A 13,788-nucleotide genomic window follows, 5' to 3' on the forward strand; every position below is an offset into this window, starting at 1 on the left:
CACCAGTAGATCCAACAGAACCAACCAAGCCAACAAAACCAACAACTAAGACAATTGTGAATACAATCGTTAAGAAAGTATTACCAAAGACTGGTGAAAATAATGCCTTGAACATGGCACTATTAGCTAGTGGAGTAGTCTTATTATCAAGTGTAGTTGGTTATACAATCTACAAGAATAAGAAAAAAGTAAACTAATCCAAAAAAGCCTTTATTTAATTAAAGGCTTTTTTTATAAGCTTAAGCAATGTCATTAANTAATGCCTTGAACATGGCACTATTAGCTAGTGGAGTAGTCTTATTATCAAGTGTAGTTGGTTATACAATCTACAAGAATAAGAAAAAAGTAAACTAATCCAAAAAAGCCTTTATTTAATTAAAGGCTTTTTTTATAAGCTTAAGCAATGTCATTAAAAAATGAAAAGGAGAGAAGATATGAAAAAAACTCTACTATCTCTATTTATTCTTATCGCTGGAATATTTATTGGATTCTTTGGAAATAAAATATATCAACAAAGTACTGTTGATAAAAATAATTCTGATTATACAATAGTTAAAGGTCCAACCCGTAAAAAAACAATCACCTATAAAGAGGCTGATAAAGACACTTCTTTTTCTTTTCAAAATAAAGAAGGGCAGCTTTGCGTTGTTGTAAAACATAATAATACTTTTATGCTTTACCAACTAAAAGATCCTAATAACTAGTTTTGTAAAGAACAGCAAAAAGTATTCACCTCGTTGTGAATACTTTTTTGTTGCGTAAATTTAAGCAATCTAATTAAAAATATTCTAGTTAATGGTAAAATAAAAAGAATATAGGACTGGTAAATATGAAAACATTAGCTTTTGACACTTCAAACACACAATTATCAATTTCAATTGATGCAGACAATCAACAGTTGGCATCTTTTTTTAGTGATGAAAAAAAGACTCATAGTGTGACACTGTTACCAGCAATTAAACAGTGCTTACAAGAAGCTAATCTGGATATCAAAGATATTGACGAAATCATTGTTGCTCAAGGCCCAGGGTCATTTACCGGAGTGCGAATTGCTGTGACTACAGCTAAGACTCTTGCTTGGACACTTGATGTCGATTTAAAAGGTGTTTCTAGCCTGGCTCTAATTGCTTCAAATATTAAGGATGAAGATAAAATAATTGTGCCTTATTTTGATGCCAGAAGAAGTAATGTTTTTGCGGGAGCCTATCAGTTAGTCGATGGGAAATTGATAGAATGTGTGGCTGATGGTCATTATGTGATTGATGACCTGATTGAAAAATTACAAGAGTTAGAAAATGAAGTCGTCTTTGTTGGTCCAGAAATCGAAGAATTAACTACCAAGGCAAATACTAAATTAACAAAAGTTGAGTTTTCTAGTGATAACGATCCTGATGCTCATAATTTAGTGAAATTAGCTGAACAAGTACAACCGGTTGAAGATATTGACGCATTTATTCCAACTTACTTGCGATATACCAAGGCGGAATATGACTGGCTAAAAACTAAGCATAAGGCAGATGACGATGGTTATGTTCAACGAGTTTAAGAAGATATTTCAACGTCCCTTTAAATTAGCTGAACAGCAGATGATTATTGCTGATAATCAGTATCAAATACGGACAGCTAAGTTGATGGATTTAGCTAGGCTTTACGAACTGCAAAGGGCAGTATTTGCTGGCGAAGAGCCGTGGACCAAGCAAACTTATATTGCTGAACTTACCAATCGCCGTTCGCTATATTTAGTTGTGGAAATTCACGATGAAATTGTTGGTTTTGCTGGAATATCGAAAAGAAACAGACATGAAGTTCATATAACAAATATTGGAATTGACCCTGACTTTCAACATCAGGGTTTAGGGTGCTTTGTGCTAGATAAGTTTTTCAAAATGGCACGTGACGGTGACTATCAAAAAATCACCTTGGAAGTTGATATAAATAATCAACATGCTATTGATTTGTACAAAGCTTTAGATTTTTACGAAGTCAAACTCGAACGTAATTACTATGATAATGGCAACGATGCCTTAACGTTATGCAAGCAAATAAACAAGTAGGAGAGAATCTTGAAGGATACCTTGATTTTAGCTTTTGAATCCAGTTGCGATGAAACAAGTGTCGCAGTTATCAAAAACGGTAAAGAAATACTATCAAACATTATTGCAACTCAAATCAAAAGTCATCAAAGATTTGGCGGGGTTGTTCCTGAAGTGGCCAGTCGCCACCATGTTGAACAAATCACCGTCTGTACAGATTTGGCTCTTAAAGAAGCTAAAGTTACCTATGATGATTTAGATGCCGTAGCGGTGACGTATGGACCAGGATTGGTAGGATCATTATTAATCGGTATTATGGCAGCTAAAAGTATCGCTTTTGCCCATAGTTTACCTTTGATTAAGGTTAATCACTTAGCTGGACATATTTATGCCGCTAATTTGGTTAGTGACTTACAATATCCATTCATGAGTTTGATTGTCTCTGGTGGACACACTGAAATAGTTAAAGTCAGTGCTCCAGGAGAATTCGAACGCCTTGGTGATACTCGTGATGATGCTGTGGGCGAAGCTTTTGACAAAATCGGGCGGGTATTAGGTTTGAAATATCCTGCCGGTAAACAAATCGATGAAATGGCACAATTAGGAAAAGATACCTTCAATTTCCCCCGAGCAATGTTGCAAGAAGACAACTTAGACTTCAGTTTTAGTGGTCTAAAAAGTGCTTTTATTAATACAGTTCATCATGCTGATCAAATTGGCGAAGAACTAGATAAGAATGATTTGGCAACTAGTTTTCAAGAATGTGTGATTGATATTTTGACCGAGAAAACTTTTAGAGCTTTGAAAGATAATCCGGTTAAGCAATTAGTAGTTGCTGGTGGAGTGGCAGCTAATAGTGGACTTAAAAAAAGATTCACTGATGAAATTAAGAAGAGAAATCTGGACTTAGAATTAATTGTCCCACCAATTCGTTTGTGCGGCGATAATGCAGCGATGATTGGTGCAGCAGCACAAGTTGAATTTGAAAAAGGAAACTTTGCCGACTTGGACTTAAATGCCGACCCAAGTCTGGATTTATAAAAAGACTTAATCGATGAGATTGAGTCTTTTTTTATATATAATTGACGTAAATGGATAAGTTCGTGAGGAGGGATAAGAATGAAGAATAATATTGTTTCTGAAAAAGAGTTTCAAGCTGATTTTTCGAAGATATTAGAAGAATTGCCTAATAAAAACGCTCAGACTTTGTACTGGTCATTGGTAAAAACTAAGCTAGGCTCGATGGTTGTAATCAGTGACGATGAGAAGATTTTCCTATTAGAATTCGTCAATAATGAAAAGTTGACAAAAGAAATTCCTGCCTTTAAAAAACGACTAAATGCAAAGATAACTAAGCGAAAAACTGATGTAATTCAACAATTACAAAAAGAATTAGATGAATATTTTGCGGGTAAAAGAATAAACTTCGACTTACCAACTCAACTGGTAGGAACAGATTTTCAAGAAAGTGTCTGGAAGGAATTAACTAAGATTCCGAGTGGTCAAACAATTTCTTATAAAGATTTAGCAAGGGGAATTGGAAATCCCAATGCGACTAGAGCAGCTGCAAATGCCACCGGTAAGAATCCCGTTGCACTAATAGTTCCTTGTCATCGAGTCATCAGTAATGATGGTAGTATAGGTGGTTACGGTGGTGGACTTGATAGAAAAGAATGGTTACTTGAACATGAAAGAGAAGTAAAAAAATAGACAACCGAGGGGTTGTCTATTTTAATTTGTTGAAACACTTAATTCACTTAATTTTACTCAAACTATACGGTAATTCATCTTTACTATAATTTCTTGGATGAGGAACTATTCCTAATCGAAATTCTATATTTCCACCTCTCATCAAGTCATCGTGATTGAAATATAAATTTGTATATTTTTTATTATTCAAAGTTATATCATCGATAAAAAGTTGTTGTTCTTGATTTGGAGTAGAAGAGATTTTAAGGCTTTTTCCACTTGATAATTTGATAGTAACTTTATCAAATATCGGCATACCAACTACATATTGTTTGCTTCCAGGAGTTACAGGGTAAAAACCTAAAGAGCTAAATATAAACCAGCTTGCCATGCTTCCGTTGTCTTCGTCGCCAGGATAACCAGTTACTGAATCGTCGAAAAAAATAGTGGTTAATTGTTTTAGAAGTGGTTGAGCCATTTCTGGTTTTCCAATGTAATTAAAGAGATAGGGTATGTGGAAACTAGGTTGGTTAGAAATTGCTAGTTGTCCTAACTCAACAGCAGCCATTTCACTCATTTCGTGAATTTCTCGATTGTATTTACCAACGCCAAACACAGGTGATTGGTTACAAAGTTCTATTAATCTTTGAGAAAAGCTTTCTGTTCCACCAAATAGTTGTACTAACCCAGCAAAATCATGATATACAGAATAGCTATTTTGCCAGGCACTTCCTTCAGTATAGTCGGTGCCCCATTCGTAAGGGTTGAAATTATCTCTAAGCTGGTTCTTACGATTTTTTGCAACCATAAATTTAGATTCTGGATCGAAAATATTCCGGTAATTGAGAGACTGTGTTCTGTAATATTCAAAGTCTTTCATTTCATTAAGTATATATGCTACTTGAGAAATGCAAAAATCACTGTAACAGTAGTCTAAAGTGTGGTTAACTGATTCATCGTAATCCATCGGAACAAATCCGTATTTTAAATAATCTTTAGTTCCGCTTCTACCGTAGTTAGTTTTTTTGCTCTCGACAGTGGCGGTTTTTTTCATTGCTTTGAATAACTCTGGAAGAAATTTACGCCCTATATCCTTCGTAGCAGCGTCTGCAATAACAGCATCAACTAAAGTTCCTGGCATAAGCCCTCTTTCGTCTGGAGACAACCATTTAGGCAAAAATCCAGTTTCCTTATAACTGTTGAGTATTCCTTCTAAAATTTCCTCATATTGGTCTTGAGCAATTAATGAAAACAACGGATAAACGGTTTTATATGTATCCCAAAATCCATTGTTGGTATATAGCTTTCCTCTTCGAATTTTTCTGTTGAATGTATCAAAATGGATGGAATTACCATCTTTATCAACTTCATAAAACTTTTGAGGAAAAAGAAAGACTCTATATAGGTTATGGTAAAAAGTTGATACTTGAGTACTATCGTGATGATTAATAGTTATTTTATTTAATTGATCTTCCCATGCGTCTTCTCCATTCTTTAGATAGTCTTGCAAACTCCAATCTATTTCCTTACTTAAATTAAACTTTGCTTGTTCCTCAGATATATAAGAAGTTCCGAACTTTATAGTTTGATCATTGTAATTTTTAAAAATGATTTTGAATATTCCATATTCTTCTTGTGAAATATTTTCTATAGTGAATTCAGAGGAAAAAGAGAAATTAAAGAAGAATTTAAAATCAGGATCTTCAGACTCCTTGTAATTAGATAAGTATCCTGAGATGGATTTTTTACTATTTTTAGTTACTTGATACTTGCCAGGTATGTACATCAAGAGCCCAAGTTCTTGTGTTGAAGAGTTATCTAGATGTAAAAGCCCTCCATAACAACTAGGAATTAATTGTGAAGTTACTTGATATTTTGATTCGATTATCTTTAAGGTGTTTGGTTGAAAAACACTTTGCTTAGGATTGTAGGAAGTTTGGACAGATTCAAAATCATATTTATTTAAATCTCCACTAAAAGGGAGCAATAAAAAACTGGAAAAATCTTCCATCCATGGACTTGGTTGATGAGTCAATCTAAATCCTTGAAACATATTTTCTAGAGGGTTGAACCACCATTGGTTATCTGAATTTGTTTGTGGACAAAAGTAATTCATTCCAAAAGGAACTCCAGTGTAGGGGAGACAATTGCCATTTGAAAAATACATATTATTATTTGTCCCTTGCCGAGTATCAATTGAATTTATTAGCATGATAAAAAATCCCTTTTATTTATTTTGAAGAGCGAATTTAATTTATTTTCTTGGGAAAGATATTCCTTCCGATATTTTTGCCGGAATAAGAACTTTTTTCTCTGGAAGTGTTTTTTTAGCAATTAATTGCATCACCATTTCCACCGCTTTTTCACCAATTAATTTTTCATTTTGCTTAATATGTGTAAATTCTGGAAGTCCATATAAAGTAGGAGGAGAGTCAAAGCAAATAATTCTCACGTCACTTGGAATTTGTTTATTTAATGATTTGGCAGCATATTTAATGGTTTCTGCCACCTCATAACTTAGAGCAAAAAATGTTTTTACGGTAGGGTGTGCATTCATAAAGGTAGCAACATTATCTATATCGTCATCGGTTATACTAGTTGCTTTTGTATTGATATTGTTAATCCAGTTTTCTTGTGGAATGTTTATCATATTTTCTGCACTGTAATTTTTAATGGCTTGGAGTCTGTCATTTTGGACCGTATCATTGGTTGCACTATAGCAAACTGCAAGATTTGAACTGGAGGTGGCTGATATATAGTCCAAAGCCTTGTAGATTGCGTCAATATTGTCTGTACTGACTGAGTATTGATTATATATTTGAATATTCAAATCGATAAAAACCACTGGAAAATCATCAATAACTAATTGAACTAATTCATTATTTAAAAATTCTGACCTTGACGGAAGTATTATTATTCCGTCAACTTTACTTTTCTTAAAATTGTTAATTATTTTCTTTTCATTGTTAATGTCATCGTGGGACAAGCTGAATAATAGTTGAGCTTTGTCAGCTATGGTGTCTTCAATAGATTTAACTAAATCAATTCCATAATGAGGAAAGAAATCAGTGAAAACTAATCCTATTTTTCTTTTATTGTTTTCAACATTTTTTTCTTGTTGAATTATAGAAGCTCCGTTTGGATTTACAAAAGTTCCCTTTCCTTTTTGGCGCACAATAAGCTGCTCTTCAGTTAACGACTTAAGAGCGCTATTTATTGTTATTTTACTTACGGAATATATATTAACTAACTCTGCTTCGGTAGGTAATTGAGAGCCAATGCTATATTCATTGGTAAGGATCTTTTTTTTGATGTCCTCGGCAATTTTTTTATATAGTGGTTTGTTCATGAAATACCTCACAATTTTGGTAAAAGTATTAACGTAATTACTCTAATATACGTACTTTATTATTACATAAAAAATATATATTGGAATAATTTGTATATTTAACATATCACATATGTTAAATATTGTAAACATTAAAATCCCTTTGAAATAAGGATTTAAATAAAATTAAAAGAAATTTTGTATAATAAAAATTAATTTGACATGTTAAATATAGGGTGGTATTCTTACGGTGTAATTTTGGAAACGCATACAAAAAAGGGAGGATATATATTTTGAAAATCAAATACCTTGGTACAAGCGCTGCGGAAAGAGTTCCAGCTGTTTTTTGTAAGTGCAGAGTCTGTGAAAATGCAAGAAAGGTAAAGGGAAAAGAGTTAAGGACACAAACTCAGATTTTGTTAGATGATGGGGATTTGATGATAGATTTTCCGGGGGACACCTATCATCATCTAATGAAATATGATCTCGATATTACAGATATCGACTCACTCCTTTTAACACATTGGCATTCTGATCATCTCTACGCTGAAGACTTGGCGTATCGAATGGACGGATATGCTAATGGCATCACTAACAAGTTAGATATTTATGGAAATGAGTTTGTACATGGTTTTTACAACCGGGCTTTTGAATTAGAAGGAAGAACTGATAAAAGTAAAATTGAATATCACGAAATAAATCCTTATCAAAAGTTCCAAATTAAAGATTACACTATTTATTCTTTACCAGCTCAACACGGTAACTTTCAAGAAGATTGTTTTATATATGTAATTGAAAAAGATGGGAAACAAATGTTTTACACACATGATACTGGATATCCAACTGAAGAAATGTGGAATTTCTTGAAGAAAAATAATTTTAAATTTGATTTTGTTTCAATGGATTGTAATGAACAAGGAAAGAAAAACTATAGTGCTCATATGAACATTGAAAAGAATCAAGAAATGATTAGACAAATGAAAAAGCTCGGAATGTGTGACGAAAAGACTGTTTTTGTTGCCGATCATTTTTCCCATAATGGTGGCAGTACACATGAAGAGATGAAGCAACTATTCTCAGATAAAAATGTAATTATTGCATACGATGGTTTAGAAATTGAATTTTAAAGAAAACGCTTAGTTTGATAGGAGATGATGACTATGGATGAACCAAAAGTTAACTCTGTAAATGGATATATTAAAAATAAAATTAATAGTTGGAATTTTAGTAAGAAGCAGTTATTGGAATTCATGCTTATTACTGGTAGCGCAATTTTTATGTGGACACCTATTCAAGTTAAAGATGTCCTTTATGAACCTTTTAGAGCGCATTTAGGCATTACAAATACTCAATTTGGATTACTTTTTAGTATAAACGGATTTGTTCAGATTTTTGGATATTTATTACTTGGTTGGATCTTAGATAATGTAAATGTAAAAAAAGTAATTGCATTTGATATGACAATTTATGCTGCTATAGGAATGTTTTTAGCATTTTCAAAAAACTTACCATTTCCTCTGTTATTAGTAATTTTTGCGGTATTTGGACTTTTTGGAGATGCATTGTATTGGCCACTTATTCAAAAAGCTACAAAGCATATTGGAGGTAGAAATAATCAAGGAAAAGCCTTTAGTTTACAGGGATTGTTTCGAGCTTTAGGTGGGGCACTCATTAATAGTTTAAGTGTGTTGATATTTACCACAATTGGTGGAGTTTATTTTGGAATTGGCGTAGCTATGATGGTTAATTGTATAATGTCAATTTCTTTCGCTATTTTCCTATACATTAAAATGCCAAATGATTTTTTGAAAGATGATGAAATAATTGAAGAATCTGAAAATGAAGTAAATGATAAATCATCAATAAAAAAAGTCCTAATTGTATTGAAATATCCAGTTGTTTGGTTAACTGGATTAGGATCTGCTTGTATTTATGTAGTTGGTATTGGTGTATATACATACTACTTACCATTTCTTCAACATATTTACTCAGTACCTGTATCAGTAGTTGGAATGATAGGTTCTATCTCAGGTCTTTTAGGAATGGTAATTGGACCTATTTCGGGAATTGTGTCAGATAAATTCTTCAAGAATAGCGCTTCTTGGATGTCAATTTGCTACTTGATACTTATAGGAACTATTTTAGGTGTTATGGTTATGCCTAAAGGAAACAGCTTTGTTATGTATGGAGTAGTAGGATTAGTATCATCAATGATTGGTGTTATTTTAGTTAAGTCAATCTACTACTCCCCACTAGGAGAATATGGAATTGATGATAATATCTCGGCCACAGCTATGTCTGTTGCGTCTTTTATAGGTTATAGCCCTAACTTCTTCGCTTATCCGTTGATTGGAAGTATCCTAGATTCATATGCAACTGGAAAAGCTTATAGAATAATATTTATAGTTTTCTTAATTTCAGGAATTTTAGGATTTATTATTAATTTAATCAATTCATATCAAATTAAAAAACATATAAAAAAACAAGCTAATGCATAACATAGTAGGTGAATCAATATGGTAAATAAATACACTAAAGAACAAATTTCTAACCTTGTTAAAAGTAAATATGCAAAACATCCTAAAATAGTATCTATGTTTGAAAATTGTTTCAAAAACACACTAGAAAGTACGATTACTTTCAATAGTGACGGGACTACTGCTTTTATGATTACTGGGGACATACCAGCTATGTGGCTGAGGGACTCTACCAATCAATTAAGACCGTATTTATTTACAGCAACAACTGATGAGAATCTAAAGCTAACTATTTTAAAAGTACTAAAGAAGCAATTCGAATGTATTTTACTAGATCCATATGCAAATGCTTTTAATAATGAGGCTAATGGTAAAGGACATCAAACTGATTTTACTGAGATGAAGCCAAGTATTTGGGAGAGGAAGTATGAAATAGATTCACTTTGTTATCCTCTCCAACTTAGTTATTTATTGTGGAAAAACGTCGGTGTTACAAATCAATTTGATTCACAGTTTTTGGAAGTGCTAAAAAAAGTAATTGAAGTTTGGGAAATTGAACAAAATCATAAAAAAAATAGCAAATACACATTCGAACGTTTGAATGGAATTGAAAGTGATACATTAGCCTTTGACGGAAAAGGTACTGAAGTTGCTGAAACGGGTATGACCTGGTCGGGATTCAGACCAAGCGATGATGCTTGTAGATTCGGTTATTTAGTACCATCTAATATGTTTGCAGTCGTAGTTTTGAATTACTCAGTGGAAATACTGTATGATTTTTTTTCCGAACAGAAGGAACTAATTGCCAGAATATTACATCTTAAAGCTAAAATTGAAGTTGGTATTGATAAATATGGCAAGGTAAATACAGAAAAATTTGGAGATTTATATGCCTATGAAGTTGATGGACTAGGTAGATATAATTTAATGGATGATGCTAATGTTCCAAGCCTTCTATCAATTCCTTACTTAGGCTTTTCGGCAGATAAGAAAGTTTATGAAAATACTAGAAACTTCGTTTTAAGTAAAAACAACCCCTACTATTTTGAAGGGGAAATTGCTAAAGGAATTGGAAGTCAACACACACCCAAGAACTATATTTGGCATATAGCACTTGCAATTCAAGGGTTAACATCTAATAAGAATGATGAAATTGAAAGAATTATTAGTTATTTTGAAAACACAGATGCCGGAACTAACTTAGTTCATGAAGGGTTTAATAAAGATAATCCATCTTTATATACCAGAGAATGGTTTTCATGGTCTAATGCAGTATTTGTAGAATTCATACTTAGCACTATTGGAATTGAATTAACATATTGAACAATCATTTGGAGGAATATAAATGGTTTCAGAAATTTTATTAGGTGGTATAGAAGCAGGTGGAACAAAATTTGTCTGCGCTGTTGCTAATAAGGATTTAGAAATAATTGAAAAAAAGAGAATAGCTACAACGTCACCACAAGAAACACTTAAAAAAGTAAAGAATTTTTTTGATAGTTATAAGATAAGTGCTTTGGGTGTAGGTGCTTTTGGGCCAATCACGATTAATAAAAAAAGTACTGATTTTGGAAAAATTGGTTCTACTCCAAAAAAAGGATGGGAAAACTTTAATATAGTAGAAGCGCTCCAAAAAAATATAAAAGTACCCGTTTACTTAAGTACGGACGTAAATGCAGCTGCTTTAGGAGAAAAGACTCTAGGAGCTGGAAAAGATAAAGCAAACTGTATATACATTACAGTGGGAACTGGAATTGGTGCAGGAGTGATAGTTAATAATGAAATCTTCTCGGGTATGCATCATCCTGAGATGGGTCATATTTATATAAAAAGGCTGGAAAGAGATAGTTACGAAGGTAATTGCCCTTACCACAAAGATTGCTTCGAAGGAATTGCGGCTGGTCCAACCGTCGAAGCCAGAACTGGGATGAAAGGTCAGGATTTATCTGATGATAATCCAGTTTGGGAAATTATTTCTGAATATATTGCAGAAGGGTTAGTGAACTATACATTGTCATTCTCTCCAGAGATAATTATCTTAGGAGGAGGAGTGATGGGGAAAAAATTCTTAGTCGGGTTAATAAGACAAAAGTTTAATGAGTTGATGAATGACTATGCATTAACCCCTAAGATTAATGATTATATAGTTCCATGTGCTTTAGGAAATGATAGTGGTATATTAGGATCACTGATACTTGCTCAAGAAGGTGAGTAGATAAATAAAAAAACATCTACATTTTGTAGATGTTTTTTATATTTCTTCCAATTCTTCACTTTTTTCTGCCCATTTTGTTTCTAAATCGGGTAATTTATCCCGGAGTTCATCAAGTTCTTTTTTGAAATTAGACATTTTTTCGTAGTCATTAACCAGTTCTTCATCAAACATTGAATCATTTATTTCGTTGATGCGAGTTTCAATTTGATCAATTTGTTTTTCAAGCTCATCAACCTCTCGTTGGACTTTTCGAACTTGACTTTGCTTTTGTTTACTTTCTTCATAACTGAGTTTTTGTTCGGATTCTTGTTTATGGATAGAAACTTGAGCAGCAGAATCTGTTTCTTGATGTTTCTTTTCCAAATAATAATCGTAAGCACCAAGATAAATTTTGCTACCTTCTGGTGTGATTTCAACAATTTTAGTAGCAAGAGTATTAAGTAAATAACGGTCATGTGACACAAAAAGTAAGGTTCCGTCAAAATCAATTAGAGCATCTTCAAGTACTTCTTTACTGTCGATGTCCAAATGGTTAGTCGGCTCATCCATGATTAAGAAATTATCATGTTCCATATTGAGTTTAGTCAATGATAGCCGAGCGCGTTCACCACCAGAAAGTGACGATACAAGCTTAGTGACATCATCACCTCTGAATAGGAATGAACCGAGAATATTACGAACTTCTTGTTCAGACATTAGGGGATGTTCATCATGGATTTGTGAAAACACGGTTTTCTTATTATCTAGATTTTCAATATTTTGGTCATAATATCCAGTATCAACATTAGCACCAAAGAAAACTTCGCCGCGTAATGCAGGAATGATTTTCAAAATGGTCTTTAGAAGAGTAGATTTTCCCACACCATTTTTTCCAATAATTCCAATTCGTTCTTCTTTTTTTACATCAAAATTAATCGGCTCTGACATTATGTGTTCAGTATCATAACCGACAGCTAAGTCTTTAACTGCAAGAACTTCTTTTCCACTCGGCTTATTGGCAGAGAACCGGAATTTTGCGGAACTCATATCACCTTCAGGACGTTCTAGACGTTCCATTTTTTCTAATTGCTTACGACGACTTTGAGCGCGCTTGGTAGTGGAAGCACGAACGATATTCTTATCAACAAATTCTTGCAACTTCTTGATTTCTTCTTGTTGTTGTTGATAGTTCTTCCAAGCAAGTTCTTGATTCTTCTTTTTTTCTTGTAAATAAAAACTATAGTTACCAGAATAATGAGTACTCTTATGATGGTCGATCTCCACGACTTCATTAACAACTTTATCTAAGAAATATTGGTCATGAGACACAATTAGCAAGGCACCATCATAACCACGCAAATAATTCTCTAGCCATTCAAGGGTTTCAATGTCTAGATGGTTAGTCGGTTCGTCTAATAGTAATAAATCATGATGTTCTAATAACATTTTGGCGAGGGCCAAACGAGATTTTTCCCCACCGGATAAAGTAGAAATTTCTTTGTCATGAGTACTTTCTGGAAATGAAAATCCCGCTAAGACAGAACGGATTTCAGCTTCATAGCCGTAACCATTGTTATTCTTGAAGTCATTTTGAAGTTGATCATAATATTTTAGTTGTTCAGGATCATCAGTCATATTGGCTTCGAGTTCACGTAATTCTTTTTCTTGATCTTGTTGTTCTTTGAAGACAGACAACATTTCTTGATAAATGGTCTTAGAAGTATCTAGACCTGATGATTGTTCTAAATAGCCAATACTAAGATTCTTTCGCTTAGAAATTTCACCTTCATCGGTAGGATTAATTCCAGCAATTATTTTTAGGAGTGTGGACTTACCGACACCGTTACGACCAACCAAGCCAATACGAGAATTGTCTTGAATTGAGAAGGTTATATTAGAAAATAATTTTTCAACGCCGAAGAATCTAGCAGCATTATTTACTTGTAATAAAATCAAAATATTTTCTCCTGGAGTTTTATCTATGTATAATACTAACATCAATACACAAAAATTCACAAAGTTTATAGTATTGGATATTGTTTTTTTACTAAGGATTAGATAAGATGA

Annotated in this window: 13 protein-coding genes; 10 read left to right on the forward strand and 3 right to left on the reverse strand. The window is 33.1% G+C overall.

Annotation, left to right across the window (positions count from 1 at the left end; genetic code table 11):
* From Q2T76_RS07190 to Q2T76_RS07215, 6 genes are all read left to right on the forward strand, one after another.
* The coding region (locus Q2T76_RS07190) for an LPXTG cell wall anchor domain-containing protein (RefSeq protein ID WP_302084860.1) at window positions 1-197 on the forward strand (197 nt) is incomplete at its 5' end.
* 237 nt (window positions 198-434) lie between these two features.
* The gene (locus Q2T76_RS07195; protein WP_302084861.1) at window positions 435-704 is read left to right on the forward strand and encodes a hypothetical protein; all 270 of its coding nucleotides are present in this window, start codon (window positions 435-437) and stop codon (window positions 702-704) included.
* A 125-nt stretch (window positions 705-829) separates the two neighbouring features.
* Window positions 830-1,546, forward strand: a complete 717-nt coding sequence (gene tsaB / locus Q2T76_RS07200; RefSeq protein ID WP_302084862.1) for a tRNA (adenosine(37)-N6)-threonylcarbamoyltransferase complex dimerization subunit type 1 TsaB — start codon at window positions 830-832, stop codon at window positions 1,544-1,546.
* Window positions 1,530-2,054 (forward strand): ribosomal protein S18-alanine N-acetyltransferase, encoded by a 525-nt coding sequence (gene rimI, locus Q2T76_RS07205; protein ID WP_302084863.1) that lies wholly within the window; start codon window positions 1,530-1,532, stop codon window positions 2,052-2,054. Before tsaB ends, rimI begins: the two co-directional genes overlap by 17 nt.
* Window positions 2,055-2,060: 6 nt before the next feature.
* Window positions 2,061-3,074, forward strand: coding sequence for a tRNA (adenosine(37)-N6)-threonylcarbamoyltransferase complex transferase subunit TsaD (gene tsaD, locus Q2T76_RS07210; protein ID WP_302084947.1), 1,014 nt, complete (start codon window positions 2,061-2,063; stop codon window positions 3,072-3,074).
* A gap of 78 nt (window positions 3,075-3,152) precedes the next feature.
* Window positions 3,153-3,743, forward strand: coding sequence for a methylated-DNA--[protein]-cysteine S-methyltransferase (locus tag Q2T76_RS07215; RefSeq protein WP_302084864.1), 591 nt, complete (start codon window positions 3,153-3,155; stop codon window positions 3,741-3,743).
* A 43-nt stretch (window positions 3,744-3,786) separates the two neighbouring features.
* Here the strand turns inward: Q2T76_RS07215 and Q2T76_RS07220 are convergent, their stop codons facing one another.
* Both Q2T76_RS07220 and Q2T76_RS07225 read right to left on the reverse strand, forming a co-directional pair.
* The gene (locus Q2T76_RS07220; protein ID WP_302084865.1) at window positions 3,787-5,934 is read right to left on the reverse strand and encodes a GH92 family glycosyl hydrolase; all 2,148 of its coding nucleotides are present in this window, start codon (window positions 5,932-5,934) and stop codon (window positions 3,787-3,789) included.
* A gap of 42 nt (window positions 5,935-5,976) precedes the next feature.
* Window positions 5,977-7,071 carry a GntR family transcriptional regulator gene (locus tag Q2T76_RS07225; protein ID WP_302084866.1) on the reverse strand — a complete coding sequence of 365 codons (1,095 nt, stop codon included), beginning with the start codon at window positions 7,069-7,071 and terminating at the stop codon, window positions 5,977-5,979.
* 416 nt (window positions 7,072-7,487) lie between these two features.
* Between Q2T76_RS07225 and Q2T76_RS07230 the strand changes: the two genes are divergently transcribed.
* Genes Q2T76_RS07230 through Q2T76_RS07245 form a run of 4 tightly spaced genes read left to right on the forward strand, consistent with a single transcriptional unit; the run spans window position 7,488 to window position 11,742 of the window.
* On the forward strand, window positions 7,488-8,177 hold the full coding sequence (locus Q2T76_RS07230) for an MBL fold metallo-hydrolase (protein ID WP_302084867.1): 690 nt from the start codon (window positions 7,488-7,490) through the stop codon (window positions 8,175-8,177).
* A gap of 33 nt (window positions 8,178-8,210) precedes the next feature.
* A complete protein-coding gene (locus Q2T76_RS07235; RefSeq protein WP_302084868.1) occupies window positions 8,211-9,548 on the forward strand; it encodes an MFS transporter in 1,338 nt (445 codons plus the stop codon).
* 18 nt (window positions 9,549-9,566) lie between these two features.
* Window positions 9,567-10,850 (forward strand): glycoside hydrolase family 125 protein, encoded by a 1,284-nt coding sequence (locus Q2T76_RS07240; protein WP_302084869.1) that lies wholly within the window; start codon window positions 9,567-9,569, stop codon window positions 10,848-10,850.
* 22 nt (window positions 10,851-10,872) lie between these two features.
* Entirely contained in the window at window positions 10,873-11,742 is an 870-nt protein-coding gene (locus Q2T76_RS07245; protein ID WP_302084870.1) for an ROK family protein, read from the forward strand.
* Window positions 11,743-11,778: 36 nt separating this feature from the next.
* On the opposite strand, the gene Q2T76_RS07250 is transcribed toward Q2T76_RS07245, so the two are convergent.
* Window positions 11,779-13,677, reverse strand: a complete 1,899-nt coding sequence (locus Q2T76_RS07250; RefSeq protein WP_302084871.1) for an ABC-F family ATP-binding cassette domain-containing protein — start codon at window positions 13,675-13,677, stop codon at window positions 11,779-11,781.
* Window positions 13,678-13,788: the final 111 nt, after the last annotated feature.

It is taken from the genome of Lactobacillus sp. YT155 (genome assembly GCF_030504545.1).
Taxonomy (GTDB): domain Bacteria; phylum Bacillota; class Bacilli; order Lactobacillales; family Lactobacillaceae; genus BQUT01.

Excerpts from the sequence above, each read along its gene's own strand:
- Q2T76_RS07230 (WP_302084867.1), top strand. The coding sequence starts at position 7,488 with ATGATAGATTTTCCGGGGGACACCTATCATCATCTAATGAAATATGAT.
- Q2T76_RS07220 (WP_302084865.1), bottom strand. The coding sequence starts at position 5,934 with ATGCTAATAAATTCAATTGATACTCGGCAAGGGACAAATAATAATATG.
- Q2T76_RS07225 (WP_302084866.1), bottom strand. The coding sequence starts at position 7,071 with ATGAACAAACCACTATATAAAAAAATTGCCGAGGACATCAAAAAAAAG.
- Q2T76_RS07240 (WP_302084869.1), top strand. The coding sequence starts at position 9,567 with ATGGTAAATAAATACACTAAAGAACAAATTTCTAACCTTGTTAAAAGT.
- Q2T76_RS07235 (WP_302084868.1), top strand. The coding sequence starts at position 8,211 with ATGGATGAACCAAAAGTTAACTCTGTAAATGGATATATTAAAAATAAA.
- tsaB (WP_302084862.1), top strand. The coding sequence starts at position 830 with ATGAAAACATTAGCTTTTGACACTTCAAACACACAATTATCAATTTCA.
- rimI (WP_302084863.1), top strand. The coding sequence starts at position 1,530 with ATGTTCAACGAGTTTAAGAAGATATTTCAACGTCCCTTTAAATTAGCT.
- Q2T76_RS07245 (WP_302084870.1), top strand. The coding sequence starts at position 10,873 with ATGGTTTCAGAAATTTTATTAGGTGGTATAGAAGCAGGTGGAACAAAA.
- Q2T76_RS07195 (WP_302084861.1), top strand. The coding sequence starts at position 435 with ATGAAAAAAACTCTACTATCTCTATTTATTCTTATCGCTGGAATATTT.
- Q2T76_RS07215 (WP_302084864.1), top strand. The coding sequence starts at position 3,153 with ATGAAGAATAATATTGTTTCTGAAAAAGAGTTTCAAGCTGATTTTTCG.